The 18,405-nt window shown below is 74.5% G+C and carries 17 protein-coding genes; all 17 read left to right on the top strand.

Translation table 11 applies throughout. The annotated features are described in order from the left end of the window. On the top strand, positions 1 to 537 hold a 537-nt coding region (locus Q8R60_09230), incomplete at its 5' end, for a hypothetical protein (GenBank protein MDP3712652.1). A gap of 332 nt (positions 538 to 869) precedes the next feature. Beyond that, positions 870 to 2,711 carry a penicillin-binding protein 2 gene (locus Q8R60_09225; protein ID MDP3712651.1) on the top strand — a complete coding sequence of 614 codons (1,842 nt, stop codon included), beginning with the start codon at positions 870 to 872 and terminating at the stop codon, positions 2,709 to 2,711. 10 nt (positions 2,712 to 2,721) lie between these two features. Further along, the gene (locus Q8R60_09220; GenBank protein MDP3712650.1) at positions 2,722 to 4,242 is read left to right on the top strand and encodes a UDP-N-acetylmuramoyl-L-alanyl-D-glutamate--2,6-diaminopimelate ligase; all 1,521 of its coding nucleotides are present in this window, start codon (positions 2,722 to 2,724) and stop codon (positions 4,240 to 4,242) included. After that, positions 4,239 to 5,648, top strand: coding sequence for a UDP-N-acetylmuramoyl-tripeptide--D-alanyl-D-alanine ligase (gene murF, locus Q8R60_09215; GenBank protein MDP3712649.1), 1,410 nt, complete (start codon positions 4,239 to 4,241; stop codon positions 5,646 to 5,648). Before Q8R60_09220 ends, murF begins: the two co-directional genes overlap by 4 nt. Further along, positions 5,645 to 6,727: a phospho-N-acetylmuramoyl-pentapeptide-transferase gene (gene mraY / locus Q8R60_09210; protein MDP3712648.1), complete on the top strand. Its 1,083-nt coding sequence runs from the start codon at positions 5,645 to 5,647 to the stop codon at positions 6,725 to 6,727. Before murF ends, mraY begins: the two co-directional genes overlap by 4 nt. Next, on the top strand, positions 6,724 to 8,076 hold the full coding sequence (murD, locus tag Q8R60_09205) for a UDP-N-acetylmuramoyl-L-alanine--D-glutamate ligase (GenBank protein ID MDP3712647.1): 1,353 nt from the start codon (positions 6,724 to 6,726) through the stop codon (positions 8,074 to 8,076). Before mraY ends, murD begins: the two co-directional genes overlap by 4 nt. Beyond that, positions 8,073 to 9,365 (top strand): putative lipid II flippase FtsW, encoded by a 1,293-nt coding sequence (gene ftsW / locus Q8R60_09200; protein ID MDP3712646.1) that lies wholly within the window; start codon positions 8,073 to 8,075, stop codon positions 9,363 to 9,365. The genes murD and ftsW overlap by 4 nt, the downstream gene beginning before the upstream one ends. After that, positions 9,366 to 10,463, top strand: coding sequence for an undecaprenyldiphospho-muramoylpentapeptide beta-N-acetylglucosaminyltransferase (murG, locus tag Q8R60_09195; GenBank protein ID MDP3712645.1), 1,098 nt, complete (start codon positions 9,366 to 9,368; stop codon positions 10,461 to 10,463). A 7-nt stretch (positions 10,464 to 10,470) separates the two neighbouring features. Beyond that, entirely contained in the window at positions 10,471 to 11,850 is a 1,380-nt protein-coding gene (gene murC, locus Q8R60_09190) for a UDP-N-acetylmuramate--L-alanine ligase (protein MDP3712644.1), read from the top strand. Beyond that, on the top strand, positions 11,847 to 12,722 hold the full coding sequence (locus Q8R60_09185) for an FtsQ-type POTRA domain-containing protein (protein ID MDP3712643.1): 876 nt from the start codon (positions 11,847 to 11,849) through the stop codon (positions 12,720 to 12,722). The genes murC and Q8R60_09185 overlap by 4 nt, the downstream gene beginning before the upstream one ends. A gap of 107 nt (positions 12,723 to 12,829) precedes the next feature. After that, on the top strand, positions 12,830 to 13,813 hold the full coding sequence (locus Q8R60_09180) for a diguanylate cyclase (GenBank protein MDP3712642.1): 984 nt from the start codon (positions 12,830 to 12,832) through the stop codon (positions 13,811 to 13,813). 280 nt (positions 13,814 to 14,093) lie between these two features. Further along, the gene (gene ftsZ, locus Q8R60_09175; protein MDP3712641.1) at positions 14,094 to 15,251 is read left to right on the top strand and encodes a cell division protein FtsZ; all 1,158 of its coding nucleotides are present in this window, start codon (positions 14,094 to 14,096) and stop codon (positions 15,249 to 15,251) included. An 11-nt stretch (positions 15,252 to 15,262) separates the two neighbouring features. Further along, complete coding sequence (gene pgeF, locus Q8R60_09170) at positions 15,263 to 16,000, top strand: peptidoglycan editing factor PgeF (GenBank protein ID MDP3712640.1); 738 nt, start codon at positions 15,263 to 15,265, stop codon at positions 15,998 to 16,000. Beyond that, positions 15,997 to 16,692, top strand: a complete 696-nt coding sequence (locus Q8R60_09165; GenBank protein ID MDP3712639.1) for a YggS family pyridoxal phosphate-dependent enzyme — start codon at positions 15,997 to 15,999, stop codon at positions 16,690 to 16,692. Before pgeF ends, Q8R60_09165 begins: the two co-directional genes overlap by 4 nt. A gap of 51 nt (positions 16,693 to 16,743) precedes the next feature. Beyond that, positions 16,744 to 17,295 (top strand): cell division protein SepF, encoded by a 552-nt coding sequence (gene sepF / locus Q8R60_09160; GenBank protein MDP3712638.1) that lies wholly within the window; start codon positions 16,744 to 16,746, stop codon positions 17,293 to 17,295. Between the two features lie 78 nt (positions 17,296 to 17,373). Then, complete coding sequence (locus tag Q8R60_09155) at positions 17,374 to 17,664, top strand: YggT family protein (protein MDP3712637.1); 291 nt, start codon at positions 17,374 to 17,376, stop codon at positions 17,662 to 17,664. Positions 17,665 to 17,743: 79 nt separating this feature from the next. After that, the coding region (locus Q8R60_09150) for a DivIVA domain-containing protein (protein ID MDP3712636.1) at positions 17,744 to 18,405 on the top strand (662 nt) is incomplete at its 3' end.

The raw sequence follows: 18,405 nt of genomic DNA, 5'->3' as shown, positions 1-18,405 counted from the left end.
GCCGGTGCCGTCGTCGGCGCGCCCGGCCGTCCCGCCCGCGGCGGCGCTGCCGCCCCGCTGCTCCGGCTCGTCCCGCAGGCTCGCACCACCGCCGCGCGGATGCCCTTCGTGGCCGTCGTCGTCGCGCTGCTGGGCACCGGCCTGCTCGGGCTGCTCGCCCTCAACACCGTTCTTGCCGAGGGCGCCTTCCGGCTGCACTCCCTCGAGGCGGAGGCCCGCGACCTCGCGACCCGCGAGCAGGTCCTGCAGCGCCAGGTCGAGCTGCTGCGCGCCCCCGGGTCGCTCGCGCAGCGCGCCAAGGACCTCGGCATGGTGCCAGGCGGCCCACCGGTGTCGCTGCGGCTCTCCGACGGCGCCGTCCTCGGGACCCCGGTCGCCGGCGTCGCCCCGCCCCCGCCCGCCCCGCCGGCACCGGTCGCCACCGCAGCGGCGCAGCCGGCGGCTCGGGCGAGCGGTGCGCCTGCGACCGGGTCGACCACCTGGACCGCACCCCGCAAGGCCAGCCCTGCCCCACGAGCGTCTGGAGCCGCCCGGTGACGCAGCCGCCCCGCCGCCCCGCCCCTCCGGCCGGCTCCGCGAGCCAGCGTCCCCCGCGTCCCTCCACGCCTCGCACCGCCACACCGCGTCCTGCCGCACCGCGCGGTGCCACACCGCGTGCTGCCGCACCGCGTGCTGCCGCGCCGCGTGCTGCCGCGCCGCGCGGTGCCTCCGCTCGCGCTGACTCCCCACGCGCCGTCACGTCCCGCACGGCCACCCGTACCGCGACGGCCCGTACAGCGACGCGTACACCGGCGCGGGGGCCGCAGCGGCCGCCGGCGAGGCGGCCCGCGGCGCGCCGCCCCCGGCGTACTCCGCTCGGTCGTCCCGCCGTGCGCCTGCGCGGCGGGCTGGTGCTGGTGCTGCTGGTCCTCGCGGGCTTCGCGGCCCGGCTGGTGTGGCTGCAGGGCGTCGACCGCGAGCCGTACTCGCTGGCCGCGAGCACCCAGCGCACCCAGAGCAGCGTGCTGGCCGCGACCCGCGGCGACATCACCGACCGCCACGGCGAGCCGATCGCGATCACCGTCGAGGCGCGCGCGGTCTTCGGCGAGCCGCGCGTCATCCGCAAGGCGGTCTGCCGCGACGGCGTCGACAAGGCCGCGAACCCCTGCGACGCGGCGTCGATCGCCGCCTTCGTGGCGCCGCTCATCGACCGACCGGTCGCGGAGGTCGAGGAGAAGCTGGGGCGCAGCAGTGCCTTCGTCTACCTCGCCCGCGGGCTCGACCCTGAGCGGGGCGCCGCCCTCAAGGAGCTCCTGCGCGCGGGCCGCGTCCCCGGCATCGGCGTGCTGACCGAGCCCAAGCGGGTGCACCCCGGCGGCGACCTCGCGGCCAACGTCGTCGGCTTCATGGACACCGACGGCGCGAAGGGCCTCGCCGGTGTCGAGTCCGGCTGGCACACCACCCTCGCCGGCACCCCCGGGCGCACGACCAGCCAGGTCGACGGCTCCGGGCGCACCATCCCGACGGCGGAGAAGTCGGTCGTGGCGCCGGTTCCCGGCAGCGACGTGCAGCTGACCCTGGACCGCTACCTGCAGTGGTACGCCCAGTCGGTGCTCGCCAAGAAGGTCGCCGAGACGCGGGCCGAGAGCGGCACCGTCGTCGTGATGGACCCGAAGACCGGCGAGCTGCTGGCCTTCGCGAGCGCCCCGACCTTCAACCCCGACGACCGGCGCGGTGTCACCGGGGCGCAGCTGCGCAACCCCGGGATCTCCGACCCCTACGAGCCCGGCTCCGTCAACAAGATCATCACTGCGGCGGCGGCGCTCGAGGCCGGGATCGTCACGCCCGACACGGTGCTCACCGTGCCGGACCGCATCCAGGTCGCCAACCGCGTCATCCACGACTCGCACTCCCACCCCGTCGAGCGGCTCACCTTCACGGGCGTGATGGTGAAGTCCAGCAACGTCGGGACCGTGCAGGTCGCCCAGCAGCTCGGTCCGCAGCGGGTCTACGACGCGCTGCGCAAGTTCGGCTTCGGCGACAAGACGGGCCTCGGCCTGCCGGGCGAGAGCCGCGGCATCCTGCCGGAGCCGGTCGACTGGTCGGGGACCTCGATCGGGACGATCCCGATCGGCCAGGGTGTCTCCGCGACCGCGGTGCAGGTGGCATCGGTCTACTCGACCGTGGCCAACGGTGGTGTCCGTGCCACGCCGAGGATCGTGCGTGCCACGGTCGCGGCAGACGGTGCCACCACGCCCACGAAGGTGGCACCGCCCCGACGCGTCATCTCGGCCGGCGTCGCCACCCAGCTGCGCACGATGCTCGAGGGCGTCGTCAGCGAGGAGGGCACCGCGCCGCTCGCGGCCGTGTCCGGCTACCGCGTCGCCGGCAAGACCGGCACCGCGCAGCGCGTCGTCGACGGCCGCTACGACGGGAGCTACACCTCCTCGTTCGTCGGCTTCGCCCCGGCAGACAAGCCCCGTCTCGTGGTGGCGGTCGTGCTGCAGGCGCCCAAGGGCTCCTACTACGGCGGTGCGATCGCGGGCCCGGTGTTCAAAGACGTCATGACCTTCGCCCTCACCAGCCTGAAGATCCCGCCGACCACGGGCAGCCGCCCGGTCCTCGCGCTCGACGAGGCGGCGCTGCTCGGGCGCACCTCCACAGCCGCGGCCCGCGTCGCCGCCGACGCCGCGACGACGCGCCTCCCCGGTGCGGCCGCACCCCGCCGGTAGCCTCGGACCCGTGCCTGTCGACCCCACCGGCGCCCTGCCGGTGCGCCCGTCGGCGCCGGCTCCCCGCGCCCTCGCGGACCTGCTCGCGCGGGTCCCGCAGCTGGTGCCGAGCCGGCCGCTCGAGGGGCTCGTCGTCACCGGCTGCACCCACGACTCGCGCGCCGTGCAGCCCGGTGACCTCTACGCCGCGCTGCCGGGCAGCCGCGTCCACGGCGCCGACTTCGTCGACGCGGCCGTCGCTGCCGGAGCGGTCGCCGTCCTCACCGACCCGGCGGGCGCGCAGCGGTGCACGGCGTACGACGTGGTCCTGCTCGTCACCGACGACCCCAGGTCGGTGCTCGGCGACGTCGCCGCGTGGGTCCACGGCGATCCCGCGAAGGACCTGCTGCTGCTCGGGGTCACCGGCACCAACGGCAAGACCACGACGGCCTTCTTCCTCGATGCGGGGCTGCGGGCGGCCGGACACACCACCGGGCTGCTCGGCACGGTCGAGACCCGGGTCGGCGACCTGGTCGTGCCGTCGGTCCGCACCACCCCCGAGGCGCCCGACCTGCAGGGGCTGCTCGCGGTGATGCGCGAGCGCGGCGTCACGGCGGTCTCGATGGAGGTCAGCAGCCACGCGCTCGCGCTCGGTCGCGTCGACGGCGTGCGCTTCGACACCGCCGTCTTCACCAACCTCAGCCAGGACCACCTCGACTTCCACGCCTCCATGGAGGACTACGAAGCGGCGAAGGCGGAGCTGTTCACCCCCCGCCGGGCCACCCGGGGGGTCGTCAACGTCGACGACCGAGCCGGCGAGCGGATCGCGGCGGCGGGCGACCTGCCGGTCTCGCGGCTCGGTGCCGAGGGGGAGTGGCGGGTCGTCGACGTCGACCTGCGTGGCGACGGCTCGTCGTTCCGACTGCTCGGACCCGACGTCGACCAGCCCGCGTCGGTGCGGCTGCCGGGTGCCTTCAACGTCACCAACGCCGCAGGGGCGCTCGTCGCGCTCGCGGTGTCCGGGGTCGACCTTGCCGCGGCGGCGGAAGGCGTGGCGGCGCTGCCCGGGGTGCCTGGTCGGATGGAGCGGGTCGACGCCGGCCAGCGGTTCCTCGCCGTCGTCGACTACGCCCATACCCCCGACGCGGTCACGACCCTGCTGCGCTCGGTGCGAGCCGTGACGCCGGGCAGGGTCATCGTGGTGCTCGGCTGCGGGGGCGACCGCGACCGCGGCAAGCGGCCGCTGATGGGGCGGGCCGCTGCTGACGGCGCGGACGTCGCGGTCTTCACCAGCGACAACCCGCGCAGCGAGGACCCGCTGCTGGTCCTGCACGACATGACGATCGACCTCGACGCCGACCTCGAGGGGATCGTCGTCGAGCCCGACCGTCGCGCGGCCATCGCGCTCGCCGTGGCGCAGGCCATGCCGGGCGATGCGGTGGTCGTCGCCGGCAAGGGCCACGAGAGCGGCCAGGACGTCCGCGGTGTCGTCACGCCTTTCGACGACCGGCTCGTCCTGCGCGAGGCCCTCGCCTCGGTGGTGACCCGGTGATCCCCACCCCCCTCGCCACCGTTGCGTCCTACGTCGCGAGCGCGGTGGCGCAACGCCGCCCGCAGGACGCAACCGGAGCAGCGGGCACCGAGATCACCGAGGTGGTGGTGGACTCGCGGCTCGCGGGCCCGGGCGCGCTGTTCGTCGCGCTGCCCGGCGAGCGGGTCGACGGGCACGACTTCGCCCAGCAGGCCGTCGACCGCGGTGCTGTGGCGGTGCTCTGCGAGCGCGACCTGCCCCTCGACGTCCCCACGCTCGTCGTCCCCGATGCCCTGGCCGGGCTGCAGGCGCTGGCCCGCGCGACCTTCGCCGAGCAGCAGCCGCTGACGATCGGCGTCACCGGCAGCAGCGGCAAGACCTCGACCAAGGACCTGCTCGGCCAGGTCCTCGCCGGCTACGCCGACACGCTGTTCCCCCAGGGGTCGTTCAACAACGAGCTCGGCCTGCCGCTGACCCTGCTGCGCCGCACCGCAGCGACCCGCTTCGCCGCGCTGGAGTACTCCGCCCGCGGGGTCGGCCACATCGCCTTCCTCTGCGGGCTGGCTCGTCCCCACGTCGCGACCGTCCTCAACGTCGGCTCGGCCCACCTCGGCGAGTTCGGCTCCGTCGAGGGGATCGCACAGGCCAAGGGCGAGCTCGTCGAGGCGGCCTCGCAGGCCGCGGTGCTGAACGCCGACGATCCCCGGGTGCTCGCGATGCGCGCCCGCACGCAGGTCCCCGTCACCACCTTCGGGACGGGCCCCGGAGCCGACGTCCGCGCGGTCGGCGCCGACGTCGACGGTGACGGTCGAGCGTCGTTCCTGCTCGTCGCGCCACAGGGCGAGGCGAAGGTCGCCCTGCGCGTGGTGGGGGAGCACCAGGTCTCCAACGCCCTCGCTGTGGCCGCGTCGGTCCTCGCCGCGGGGGTGACCGACGACGTGACCGGCGTCGCGGAGCGGCTGTCGGGCGCCGAGACGCTGTCGCGCTGGCGGATGGAGGTCCGGGAGCGGGCCGACGGCGTCACCGTCGTCAACGACGCCTACAACGCCAACCCCGACTCGATGCGGGCAGCGCTGCGCACGCTCGCGGTGATGGGTCGCGGCAAGACCCGGCGCACCGTCGCAGTGCTCGGCCTGATGGGCGAGCTCGGTGACGGGGCCCGCGAGGCCCACATGGACCTCGGCCGCTTCGCCGTCCGGCTCGACCCGGGCCTGCTCGTCGTCGTCGGCCAGGCCGCCGGTGGCATCCACGCCGGCGCCGTGCTCGAGGGCTCGTGGGGCTCGGAGTCGGTCCACGTCGACGACGTCGAGGCCGCCGTCGCGCTGCTGCGCGCCGAGCTCCGCCCCGGTGACGTCGTGCTCGTCAAGGCCTCCCGCTCCGCCGGTCTGGAGCGGGTCGCCGCAGCCCTCCTGGAGGACTCCACATGAGATCGGTCCTCGTCGCGGCGCTCACCGCGCTCGTGCTGTCCCTGCTCGGCACGCCGCTGGTCGTGAAGCTCTTCCGACGCCGCGGCTACGGCCAGGAGATCCGGGAGGACGGGCCGTCGTCGCACGCCACCAAGCGCGGCACCCCGACGATGGGGGGCTCGGTCATCATTCTCGCGACGCTGGTCGGCTACGGCGTCGCGCACCTGCTGGTGATCGACCAGCCTGGCCGCGGCCCCACCGCCAGCGCCCTGCTCGTGCTCGGCCTGATGACCGGCCTCGGCCTGGTCGGCTTCCTCGACGACTTCATCAAGATCCGCAAGCAGCGCTCGCTCGGTCTCACCGCGGCAGCCAAGTTCTTCGGTCAGCTGATCTGCGGGCTCGGGTTCGCCATCGGCGCGCTGCAGTTCAAGAACGCCGACGGGCTCACCCCCGCCTCGACCAACCTGTCGTTCGTCCGCGACTACGAGACCCTCGCGCTCGGCACGGCCGGGTTCGTGATCTTCGCGTACCTCATGGTCACCGCGACGTCCAACGCCGTGAACCTCACCGACGGGCTCGACGGCCTCGCCACCGGCACCAGCGTGATGGTCTTCGCGTCGTACGTGATCATCGCCTTCTGGCAGTTCGGCAACAGCTGCTTGCGCGAGCTGACCGCCGGCTGCTACACGTCCCGGGACCCGCTGGACGTCGCGCTGGTCGCCGCCGCAGCGATGGGCGCGTGCTTCGGGTTCCTGTGGTGGAACGCCTCACCGGCCAAGATCTTCATGGGCGACACCGGTTCGCTCGCGCTCGGCGGTGCCTTCGCCGGCATGGCCATCGTCACCCGCACCGAGCTGCTGCTGGTCGTGCTCGGCGGGCTCTTCGTCGTCGAGACGCTGTCGGTCATCATCCAGGTCGGGTGGTTCAAGATGACCCGCAAGCGGGTCTTCAACATGGCGCCGATCCACCACCACTTCGAGCTCGCCGGCTGGGTCGAGAACACCGTCATCGTGCGGTTCTGGATCATCGCGGGACTTGCCGTGGCCTTCGGCCTCGGTGTCTTCTACGCCGAGTACCTCAGCACCGGCCCCCTCGGATGACCCGGTACGACGGGGCAGCTGTCCTCGTCGCGGGCGCAGGGACGAGCGGGGCCGCGGCAGCACGGGTCCTGCGTGACCTCGGGGCGTCGGTCACGGTGGTCGACGCGAGCGCGGAGCGGGCCGAGGCCTTGCGGGAGCAGGGGTTCGCGGTCGTCGACACCACGACGCCGCCCGCCGGCACGGCCTTTGTCGTCACCTCGCCCGGCTGGCGCCCGGACTCGCCGCTGCTCGTTGCGGCGGCGGCGCAGGGCCTCGAGGTCCTGGGTGAGGTCGAGCTGGCCTGGCGGCTGCGCGGCAGCGCGCCGTGGCTCGCGCTGACCGGCACAAACGGCAAGACCACGACGGTGCGCATGCTCACCTCGGTGCTGCAGGCCGCCGGGCACCGCGCTGTCGCCGCGGGCAACGTCGGGCTGCCGCTGCTCGAGGCGGTCCTCGACAGCGACCCCTACGACGTCTTGGCCGTCGAGCTATCGAGCTTCCAGCTGCACTGGTCCTCCACGGTCGTGCCCCACAGCGCTGCCGTGCTCAACCTCGCGCCGGACCACCTCGACTGGCACGGGTCGATGGCCGACTACGCCGCCGCGAAGGCGCGCATCTGGGCCGGTGGCACGGCCCTCGGCAACGCCGACGACGAGGTCGTGCGCACCCTGCTGTCACGCGCCCCCGGCCGGCGGGTCACCTGGACCCTGCACGTCCCGCGACCGGGCGAGGTCGGCCGGGTCGAGGACCTGCTCGTCGACCGCGCCTTCGCCGACGTGCCGGGGGAGGCGACCGAGCTCGCGACGCTCGGCGACCTGTCCGTGCCCGGCGGCCACAACGTCTCCAACGCCCTGGCCGCCGCGGCCCTCGCGCGGTCCTTCGGCGTCGCCGCCGAGGCGGTCCGCGACGGCCTGCGGGCGTTCGTCCCGGACCCGCACCGCAACGCGCTCGTCGCCGAGGTCGACGGGGTGCGGTGGGTCGACGACAGCAAGGCGACCAACCCGCACGCCGCGGCCGCAAGCCTCGCGGCGTACGACGACGTGGTCTGGATCGCGGGCGGCCTGCTCAAGGGAGCCGACGTCGACGAGCTGGTCCGCCAGGCGGTCCCGCACCTGCGTGCGGTGGTGCTCCTCGGGACAGACCGTGCCGAGCTGGTGCACGCGCTGTCACGACACGCGCCGCACCTCCCCGTCGTGGAGGTCTCCCGCTTGGACACTGCAGCCATGACCGAGGTCGTCGCGCACGCGCACCGCATCGCCCGCAGCGGCGACACGGTGCTGCTCGCGCCGGCCGCGGCGTCGATGGACTGCTTCCGCGACTACGCACAGCGCGGCGAGCTGTTCGCGGCCGCCGTCCGGGAGCTGGCGTGACCGCCCTCGACAGCAGGCCCGCGCGGCCGAAGCAACCGGCGCGCCCACCCGCCCGCCAGCCCGTGCTGCAGCGCCCGCTCGCGTCGTACCACGTCCTGCTCACCACGACGCTGCTGCTCGTGGCCATCGGTTTCGTCATGGTCTTCTCCGCGTCGTTCGTGCGGGCCTTCGCCGACACCGGGTCGTCGTTCTCCACCGCGATGAAGCAGGGCGTCTTCGTCTGCCTGGGCCTGCCGCTGATGTGGGTCGCGTCTCGGCTGTCGGTGCAGACCTGGCGGCGGCTCGCCTATCCGGCGCTGCTCGCGGCGCTGCTGCTGCTCGTCGTCGTGCTCGTCCCCGGCATCGGCAACGAGGTCAACGGCGCGCAGAGCTGGATCCCGATCGGGGGCGGTTTCAACCTGCAGCCCGCCGAGCTGGTCAAGCTCGCGCTGGTGCTGTGGGGCGCAGACCTGCTGGTGCGCAAGAAGAAGCTGCTCGTGGAGTGGAAGCACCTCGCCGTGCCGCTGCTGCCGGTGAGCGCGCTGTGCCTGCTGCTGGTGCTGCTGCAGCCCGACCTCGGCACGTCGGTCGTGATCTGCGCCGCCGTCGTCGGGCTGCTCTGGGTGGTCGGTGCGCCGCTGCGTCACCTCGGCGGACTGCTCGGGGTGATGCTCGCGATCGGGATGGCGCTCGCGCTCTCCGCGCCGCACCGGGTCGAGCGGCTGCTGTCGTTTCGCGACCCCTTCGCCGACGCCGACGACACCGGCTACCAGGCGGTGCAAGGCCTCTACGCGCTGTCCTCCGGCGGCTGGTTCGGCCTCGGGCTCGGCGCCAGTCGTGAGAAGTGGACGGGCGGCCTGCCCGAGGCCCACACCGACTTCATCTTCGCCATCATCGGCGAGGAGCTCGGTCTGCTCGGCACCCTGACCGTGCTCGCGCTGTTCGCCTGCCTCATCTACTCAGGGGTCCGCATCGCTCAGCGGGCCGCCGACCCCTTCGTGCGCCTCGCGGCGTCCGGCATCACGGCGTGGCTCGGAGCCCAGGCCGTCATCAACATCGGTGCGGTCGTGGGGCTGCTGCCCATCACCGGGTTACCGCTCCCGCTCGTCTCCTACGGCGGGTCGGCGCTGCTCGTCACCCTGATCGCCATCGGGATGCTGCTGTCGTTCGCGCGCGTCGAGCCCGGTGCCCCGCAGGCGCTGGCCGCCCGACGTGACAAGGGCCCGCTGCAGCGCCTCATCCACCCGCGCGCCGCCACGGTGCCCGCGCAGCGCACCGCCTCCCGCCGTCCCGTCGCCGGGGGGCGCTAGGTGCACGTCGTGCTCGCCGGTGGCGGCACCGCCGGTCACGTCGAGCCCGCGCTCGCGCTCGCCGACGCGCTGCGGGCCGACGACCCGACGGTCGGCATCACCGCGCTCGGGACCGCGAGCGGGCTCGAGGCCCGGCTGGTCCCCGCCCGCGGCTACGCCCTCGCCGAGATCCCGCGGGTCCCGCTGCCCCGCCGCCCCACCCTCGACCTGCTGCGCGTCCCCGGCCGGGTCCGACGTGCGGTCAAGGAGACCCGTGCCCACCTCGACCGGGTCGGCGCCGACGTCGTCGTCGGATTCGGTGGCTACGTCGCGCTGCCGGCCTACCTCGCCGCCAAGCGACGCGGCACCCCCTACGTCGTGCACGAGGCCAACGCCCGTGCCGGCCTCGCCAACCGGGTCGGTGCCCGCTTCACGTCGTACGTCGCTGCCGCCGTCGAGGGCAGCGGCCTGCGGGGTGCACGCGTGCTCGGGATCCCGCTGCGCCGGGCGGTGTCGCAGCTCGACCGGTCCGCGTCCGCCGCCGAGGCGCGTGCGCACTTCGGGCTGGGTGCCGGCCCCGTGCTGCTCGTCACCGGGGGGTCGCAGGGGGCGCAGCGCCTCAACCGCGCCGTCACCGGTGCGTCCGCCGACCTCGCCGCCGCCGGTGTCCAGGTGCTGCACGTCGCCGGGCCGAAGCAGGCCGATCAGGTCACTGCCGACCTGGGTCCTGCCGCGCCCGCCACCCACCACGTGCTGGCCTACGTCGACCGGATGGACCTCGCCTACGCCGCCGCCGACCTCGCGCTGTGCAGGGCTGGGGCGATGACCTGCGCCGAGCTCGCCGCGGTCGGGCTGCCCGCGGTCTACGTCCCGCTGCCGATCGGCAACGGCGAGCAGGCCCTCAACGCCGGCCCCCTCGTCGCGGCCGGTGGGGGAGTCCTCGTCGACGACGCCGACCTCGACCCTGCCTTCGTGCGCGACCGCGTCGTGCCGCTCGTCACCGACCCGGGTCGGCTCGGGGTGATGTCCGCCGCGGCGGCGTCGCTGGGTCACCGCGACGCCGACACCGCGCTGGTCGCGCTGGTCCACGAGGCCGCGTCCACCGGGAGGGGTCGGTGAGGGGCCGATGAGCGAGGAGCTCGGTCGCGTCCACCTCGTCGGGATCGGCGGCGCCGGCATGAGTGGCATCGCGCGGGTGCTGCTCGCCCGCGGCGCGACCGTCTCGGGCAGTGATGCCAAGGACTCCCGCACCACCGCCGCGCTGCGCGCGCTCGGGGCGACCGTCCACCTCGGCCACGAGGCCACCCACGTCGACGACGTCGACACCGTGGTGGTGTCCTCGGCGATCCGCCAGACCAACCCCGAGCTGGTCGCCGCCCGCGAGCGCGGCCTGCGGGTGCTGCTGCGGGCGGAGGCGCTCGCGGCGCTCATGGTCGGTCGTCGGGGGGTCGCGGTCGCCGGTACCCACGGCAAGACGACCACCACCTCGATGCTCACCGTCGCGGTGCAGCACTGCGGCGCCGACCCGTCCTTCGCCATCGGCGGCGACCTCAACGAGGCCGCGAGCAACGCCCACCACGGCAGCGGTGACCTCTTCGTCGTCGAGGCCGACGAGAGCGACGGCTCCTTCCTCGCCTACCGCCCCCACGCCGCGATCGTCACCAACGTCGAAGCAGACCACCTCGACCACTACGGCGACGCCGCCGCCGTCGACCGTGCCTTCGAGGACTTCGTCGCGACCGTCACGGGCTTCGTCGTCACCTGCGCCGACGACCCCGGGGCGGTGCGGCTCGCCGAGCACGCCCGGGCCCGCGGGGTCGACGTCCGCACCTACGGCGTGTCCGCCGACGCCGACCTGCGGCTCGACGGACTGCGCATCAGCGGTTCCACCTCGACCTGGTCACCGGTGCTGCTCGGCCGGCGGCTGCCGCAGGTCGAGCTGGCCGTCCCCGGCGCCCACCTCGCCCTCAACTCCGCCGCGGCTCTGCTCACCGGCATCGGCCTCGGCCTGCCCGAGGCGCAGCTGGTGGAGGGCCTCGCGCTGTTCACCGGCGTCCGCCGCCGGATGGAGCTCAAGGGCACCGCGCAGGGCATCCGGGTCTACGACGACTACGCCCACCACCCGACCGAGCTCGTCGCCCAGCTCACCGCGGCCCGCGAGGTCGCCGGCGGTGGCCGCCTCGTCGTCGCCTTCCAGCCGCACCGCTACAGCCGCACGCTCGCCTTCGCCGCGGAGTTCGGCACGGCCCTCGGCCTCGCCGACGAGGTCGTCGTCATGGAGGTCTACGCCGCCGGCGAGGACCCCGTGCCCGGCGCGTCCGGCGCCACGGTCGCCTCGGCCGTGCCGCTGCCCGCCGAGCAGGTCGTCTTCGAGCCGTCCTGGTCGGCGGTGCCGGCCGAGCTGGCCCGCCGCGCCCGCGCCGGCGACCTGGTCCTCACCCTCGGCGCCGGCGACGTGACGCTGGTCGGGCCGGAGGTCCTGCGCGTCCTTGCGGGGGAGGCGTGACGTCCGGCCCGGCACGCCCGCCGCGCACGACCTCGCGGACCTCCGCGCGCACGACGACCCGCGAGAGCGGCCGCGGGAGCGCCCGCACGACCGCGACCCGGCGTGGCAGTGCGACGGCCGTCCGCACCCGTGCCGTTCCCAAGGCCGTCGTCGACGCGGGGCCCCGTCGGCAGGCCCGGGTGCGGGCTGCGCGCAAGGACCGCTGGTCGCGTCGGCTCCGGCGTACCTCCCTCGGCCTGCTCGCGCTGTTGCCCTTCGTGGCCCTCGGCTGGCTGCTGCTGGCGAGCCCCTGGCTGAAGGTCTCCGAGGTCACCGTCGACGGCACCTCCCGCCTCACCAGCTCTCGGGTGCAGCTCGCTGCCGGTGTCCCGGCCGGGACCCCCCTCGCGCGCGTCGACACCGGTGCCGTGGAGCGCCGGGTCATGCGGCTGCCCGCCGTCGAGAGCGTCGAGGTGACCCGGTCCTGGCCGAGCACGCTGCTCGTCTCGGTCCGCGAGCGCCACGCCGTCGTCGGGGTCCTCGACGGGGGCACCTGGACCCTCGTCGACGCCGACGGCGTCGCCTTCGGGACCGCCACCGCCCTGCCCGCAGGGGCCGTCCGGATGCAGGTGCCCGACGTCGGTCCTGACGACCTCGCGACGCGGGCGGCGCTCGCGGTGCTCAGCGAGCTGCCGAAGGCGCTGCGTGACCGCGTCGCCGTCGTGCGCGCACCCTCCGACGTCGCGGTCAGCCTGCAGCTGCGCGGCGGCCGCACCGTCGTGTGGGGTGCGCCGGGCGACGCGGCGACCAAGGCGGCCGCGGCGACGGCGCTGCTGAAGGGCAGCGTCAAGGTCGTCGACGTGAGCACCCCCGGGGTCGCGACCACCCGCTGACGGGTGGGCCTCGGACCACGGGGTACGACGACAACGCGCGGGCACGCACCCTGCTAGTCGCGCGTTGTCCTGGTACGACTGGTCGTCCCCCTCCCGGAGGTCTCGCAGTGCCCGCCCCGTCCGAGTCCGTCTCCGACGAGCAGGCCAGCGGTGGGCGCGCGCAGGCGGCCCGTAGGACGATGACGACGCTCGCTGAGTCGCCCGACGTCTTCGAGACCTTCTTCGAGCGCGCGGAGATCGGGCTGGCGCTGGCCGACCTCGCCGGCCGCTACATCCGGACGAACCCGACCTACGCCGCGCTGCTCGACCGTCGCCCCGAGGACCTCGTGGGCGTCGAGGTCGCCACCCAGCTGCGGCCGGAGTCCGGGGCCACCGACGAGCTCGACGAGCTCCTGCACGGACGCAGCAGCGCCCTGTCGTCGGAGCAGCGCCACGTCACCGAGGACGGTCGCGTCCGCTGGGTGCTGCACGGCGTCACCGTCGTGCGCGGCTCCGACGACCGACCGGCGTGGCTGGCGGTGTCCGCCCAGGACATCACCGAGCGCCGGCAGGCCGAGCAGGAGCTGCGGTCGCTGACTGCAGCCCTCACGGAGCGTGCCGTGCGCGACCCGCTCACCGGGCTCGCCAACCGGGCGCTGCTCGAGGAGCGGCTGCGGGCCGCCCTGTCCCGGGACGCGCGCAGCGGGAGCAGCACGGGGGTGCTGTTCCTCGACCTCGACGGCTTCAAGCTAGTGAACGACCGGCACGGGCACGGCGTCGGTGACCGGGTCCTCATCGCCGTCGCGCAGCGGCTGGCGCAGGTCGTGCGACCGTCGGACACCGTCTCGCGGCTCGGCGGCGACGAGTTCGTGGTGCTCGCTGAGGGCGTCGGTCCCGGAGACCTCGCCGTGCTCGCGGAGCGCCTGCGCGGCGCCGTGGCCGCACCTGTCCGGGTCGTGAAGGAGGACGGCCGGAGCCTCGACCTCCAGGTGGGGGTGAGCATCGGCGAGGCGACGTCGCGCGGGGGAGCGGACGACCCGGCCGGGCTCGTCGCGCGGGCCGACGGGGCCATGTACGCGCAGAAGCCGCGGGCCGGCGGTCACTCCCGGTGAGCCTGACGACCGGGGCTGGTGCGATGTGTGCCGCGTGTCGCACAGCTGCGGGTTGACCCTCGGTGAGGCCCTCCCGTAGCCTCCGGCACCAAGCACAGGTTGACATAACTGTAAGCGTCTACCTGAGGGTGAGGGTCGCGAGCCGCCTCCGAGGAGGCCGGCGAGGGACCCGCCCGAGCCGCCGGTGGTGCCTTCCCCTCGCCACCGTCACCCCGCCCGAGCACGTCGGCGCGGCCCCGCACGGGACCGCGCCACCGCGAACCGAGAGGCCCTCCGCACCGTGGCTGCACCGCAGAACTACCTCGCCGTTATCAAGGTGGTCGGTATCGGAGGCGGTGGCGTCAACGCCGTCAACCGCATGATCGAGGTCGGCCTCAAGGGCGTCGAGTTCATCGCGATCAACACCGACGCGCAGGCGCTGCTCATGAGCGACGCCGACGTCAAGCTCGACGTGGGTCGCGAGCTCACCCGCGGCCTCGGCGCCGGCGCGGCCCCTGACGTCGGCCGGCAGGCGGCTGAGGACCACCGCGACGAGATCGAGGAGGTCCTCAAGGGGGCCGACATGGTCTTCGTCACCGCGGGCGAGGGTGGTGGCACCGGCACCGGTGGCGCGCCCGTGGTCGCGGCCGTCGCCCGCTCGCTCGGGGCGCTCACCATCGGTGTCGTCACCCGGCCGTTCTCCTTCGAGGGTCGCCGTCGCGCGGCCCAGGCCGAGGAGGGCATCGAGGCCCTGCGCGCCGAGGTCGACACGCTCATCGTCATCCCCAACGACCGGCTGCTGTCGATCAGCGACAAGCAGGTCTCGGTCATGGACGCCTTCAAGAGCGCCGACCAGGTCCTGCTGTCGGGTGTCTCCGGCATCACCGACCTCATCACGACGCCGGGCCTGATCAACCTCGACTTCGCCGACGTCAAGTCGGTCATGAGCGGTGCCGGTAGCGCCCTCATGGGCATCGGCTCCGCCCGCGGCGACGACCGCGCGGTCGCGGCCGCCGAGATGGCCATCGCGAGCCCGCTGCTCGAGGCGAGCATGGACGGCGCCCACGGTGTCCTGCTGTCGGTGTCCGGTGGCAGCGACCTCGGCCTGTTCGAGATCAATGAGGCCGCGCAGCTCGTCGCCGATGCCGCCCACCCCGACGCCAACATCATCTTCGGCGCGGTCATCGACGACGCGCTCGGCGACGAGGTCCGCGTCACGGTCATCGCCGCCGGCTTCGACGCGGGCGCGCCCGCTCCGATGCGCCGCGTCGAGCCGCGCCGCCGCCCCGAGCCGGTCGTCGAGGTCGTCGAGGAGCCCGTCATGGAGCCGGCGGCCCCGACCTACGAGCCGTCGGAGCCCCAGCGCTACCGCGCGCCGGCCGCCCCGGCCGCGCCCGCTGCCCCCCGTCGTACCGTCGTGTTCGAGGACGACCTCGACGTCCCCGACTTCCTCAAGTAGCAGTGCCCGACCTGCTCCGGGATCTTCTCGACGCGGGTCTGCCGGCACCGGCTCGTGGCGGCTTCACGACGCGGGCCGGTGGCGTGTCGGCCCCGCCCTACGACAGCCTCAACCTGTCGGTGAAGGGCGAGGACGAGTGGCGTCGCGTGCACGCCAACCGCGACCTGCTCGCGCGGTCGTTCGACCTTGGCTACGACGACCTCGTGCTCGCCCAGCAGGTCCACGGCCGTGAGGTCGCCGTCGTCGACCGCAGCAGCAGTCGCGCGGCCCAGGGCGGCATCGCGGGGGTCGACGCGCTCGTGACCGCGACGCCCGGGCTGGGTCTGCTCGTGCTCGCCGCCGACTGCATGCCGGTGCTGCTCGCCGACCCGTCCGCCGGGGTCGTCGGGGCTGCGCACGCCGGTCGGCAGGGCCTCGCCGCGGGCGTGCTGCAGGCGACGGTGGAGGCGATGCGCGACCTCGGCGCGCGTGACGTCACGGCCGTCGTCGGCCCGGCCGCGGGGCGCTGCTGCTACGAGGTCGCGCAGCAGCTCGCCGACGAGGTCGAGGCCACCGTCCCGGGGAGCCGGTCGTCCACCAGGCAGGGAACCCCGTCGGTGGACCTGCGGGCCGGGGCGGCCCGGCTGCTCGCGGGCCTCGGCGTCGCGGTCCGCCACGTCGAGGCCTGCACGATCGACGACGACCGCTTCTACAGCTACCGCCGCGACCGCGAGACCGGCCGGCATGGCGGCCTCGTGGTCCTCACGTGACCCGCCGCGAGGACCTCGCAGCAGGGCTGGCCGAGGTCACCCAGCGGATCAGTGCGGCCTGCCGCGCGGCTGGGCGGGAGCCGTCCGAGGTCGCGCTCATCGCGGTCTCCAAGACCTGGCCCGCGTCCGACGTGCGGCTGCTGCAGGACCTCGGCGTGACCCGCTTCGGGGAGAACCGCGACGCGGAGGCCCGTGACAAGGCCGCGGCGCTGGCCGAACGGCCGCCGACCTGGCACTTCGTGGGGGCGGTCCAGAGCAGCAAGGCGGCGTCGGTCGCCCGTTACACCGACGTCGTGCACTCCCTCGACCGGACGTCGCTGCTCACCGCGCTCGACAGGGGCGCGGTCGCCGCCGGCCGCACCCTCGACGTGCTGCTGCAGCTGAGCCTCGACGGCGACCCGGCCCGCGGGGGTGCGGTCGCGGCCGACCTGCCGGGCCTCGCCGACGCCGTCGAGGCCGCGCAGGGCCTGCGGCTGAAGGGCGTGATGGCGGTGGCGCCGCGGGGTGCCGAGCCGGCCACGGCCTTCGCCGAGCTGGCTCGCGTCGCCGCGCTGCTGCGGGCCGACCACCCGGCAGCCACCGAGCTCAGCGCGGGCATGAGCGGCGACCTGGAGCAGGCGGTCGCCCACGGCGCGACGCTCGTGCGTGTCGGTACGGCGCTTCTCGGCCACCGCACGCCCCCTCTCCGGTAGTCTGCGCACCGCACCACCTGCGGCTGCTCGTCCACGTCACGGAGGTCTCACATGCCCGGCGCCATGCGCAAGTTGGGCCTCTACCTCGGCCTGGTCGAGGACGACGAGGACGGTCGCGACCGGCGCTACGCCGACGACGACTACGACGCGGCCTACGACCACTACGACGAGGGCGTCGCCGTGCGTGGCGGTTACCGCGACACCGCCCGTGCCGAGGAGCCCGCCAGGGTCGTCGCCCGCCGCTCCTTCGACACTCGCGAGAGCCGTGGCGCGGTCGCGCTCGACACCGTCGTCCGGCCGGCCCCTGCGCCCGCCTACGAGGAGAGCTACCGCATCACGACGCTGCAGCCGCGGACCTACAACGAGGCGCGCACCATCGGTGAGCACTTCCGCGCCGGCACCCCGGTGATCATGAACCTCACCGAGATGGACGACACCGACGCCAAGCGCCTTGTCGACTTCGCCGCCGGTCTCATCTTCGGCCTGCACGGCAGCATCGAGCGGGTCACCAACAAGGTCTTCCTGCTCTCGCCCGAGCACGTCCAGGTGACCGCCGAGGACAAGGCCCGCATCGCTGAGAGCGGGTTCTTCAACCAGTCCTGACCGGACCGGCCCTCTCGTCATGAGCACCCACGCGACCGCACCTGTCTCGGCGTACGTCGCTGTCCCGGGAGGTGACTGGTGAGCGTCGTCGCGCAGGTGCTCGACCTGCTGCTGTTCCTGTTCTGGCTGCTGCTGATCTTCCGGCTGGTCATGGAGTACGTCTTCATGTTCGCCCGATCGTTCCGGCCCAGCGGTGTCCTCGCCGGGCTGCTGGAGCTCTGCTACTCGGTGACGGACCCGCCGCTCAACGCGCTGCGCCGACTCATCCCACCGCTGCGCGTGGGCGGAATCTCGCTCGACCTCGGCTTCCTCGTCCTGATCATCTTGATCGTCGTCGTCCGCAGCGAGATCCTCGCCCCGCTGAAGTGAGCGCCCACACCGTGCTCCCCGACCTCCGACCCGGTGCCGCCGGGGCCGAGCCGTCCTTCCCCGCTCGAGAGGCAGCCCCGTGTCGCTGACACCGTCCGATGTCGCCAACAAGCAGTTCAAGATCGCCTTCCGGGGCTACTCCCTGGACGAGGTCGACGCCTTCCTCGACGAGGTCGAGGGTGAGCTGTCGCGGTTGCTGCGCGAGAACTCCGCGCTGCGCGGCGGCGCGCCGGCGCCCGTGGCCGGCGCCGTGGCGCCCGCACCGGCCGCCCCGCAGCAGCCCGCCGAGCCGCCGGCGTCGGCGCCCGTCGTCGCAGGAGAGACCGAGGGTGCCGCGCTGCGGACCCTGCTCCTCGCCCAGCGCACCGCGGACGAGGCTGTCGCCGAGGCCCGCCGGGAGGCCGAGCAGATCCTCACAGAGGCCCGGGACCGCTCCGGTGCCGTCGACGCCGAGGTCGCCGCCAAGGTCGAAGCCGCGATGAGCGACCTCGCCGCCCGCCGCGCCCAGCTCGAGGCGCAGATCGAGGACCTGCGGGCCTTCGAGCGGGAGTACCGCACGCGCCTCAAGGCCTACCTCGAGACCCAGCTGCAGGACCTCCAGGGACGCGGATCGGGCCCGGACGGGGGGCCCGGCGCGGGTGTCCCCGCGGCGGCCCGCACCGCTGCCATCACGGCTACCCCGCCAGCCGGGCCGCCAGCCGGGCCGCCTGCCGGGCCGCCTGCCGCGCCGCCTGCCGCGCC

The organism is Mycobacteriales bacterium, from assembly GCA_030697205.1.
Lineage (GTDB): Bacteria > Actinomycetota > Actinomycetes > Mycobacteriales > SCTD01 > JAUYQP01.
Note: the sequence above shows the minus strand (reverse complement) of the source record. Positions and strands in the feature narration are given on the sequence as shown.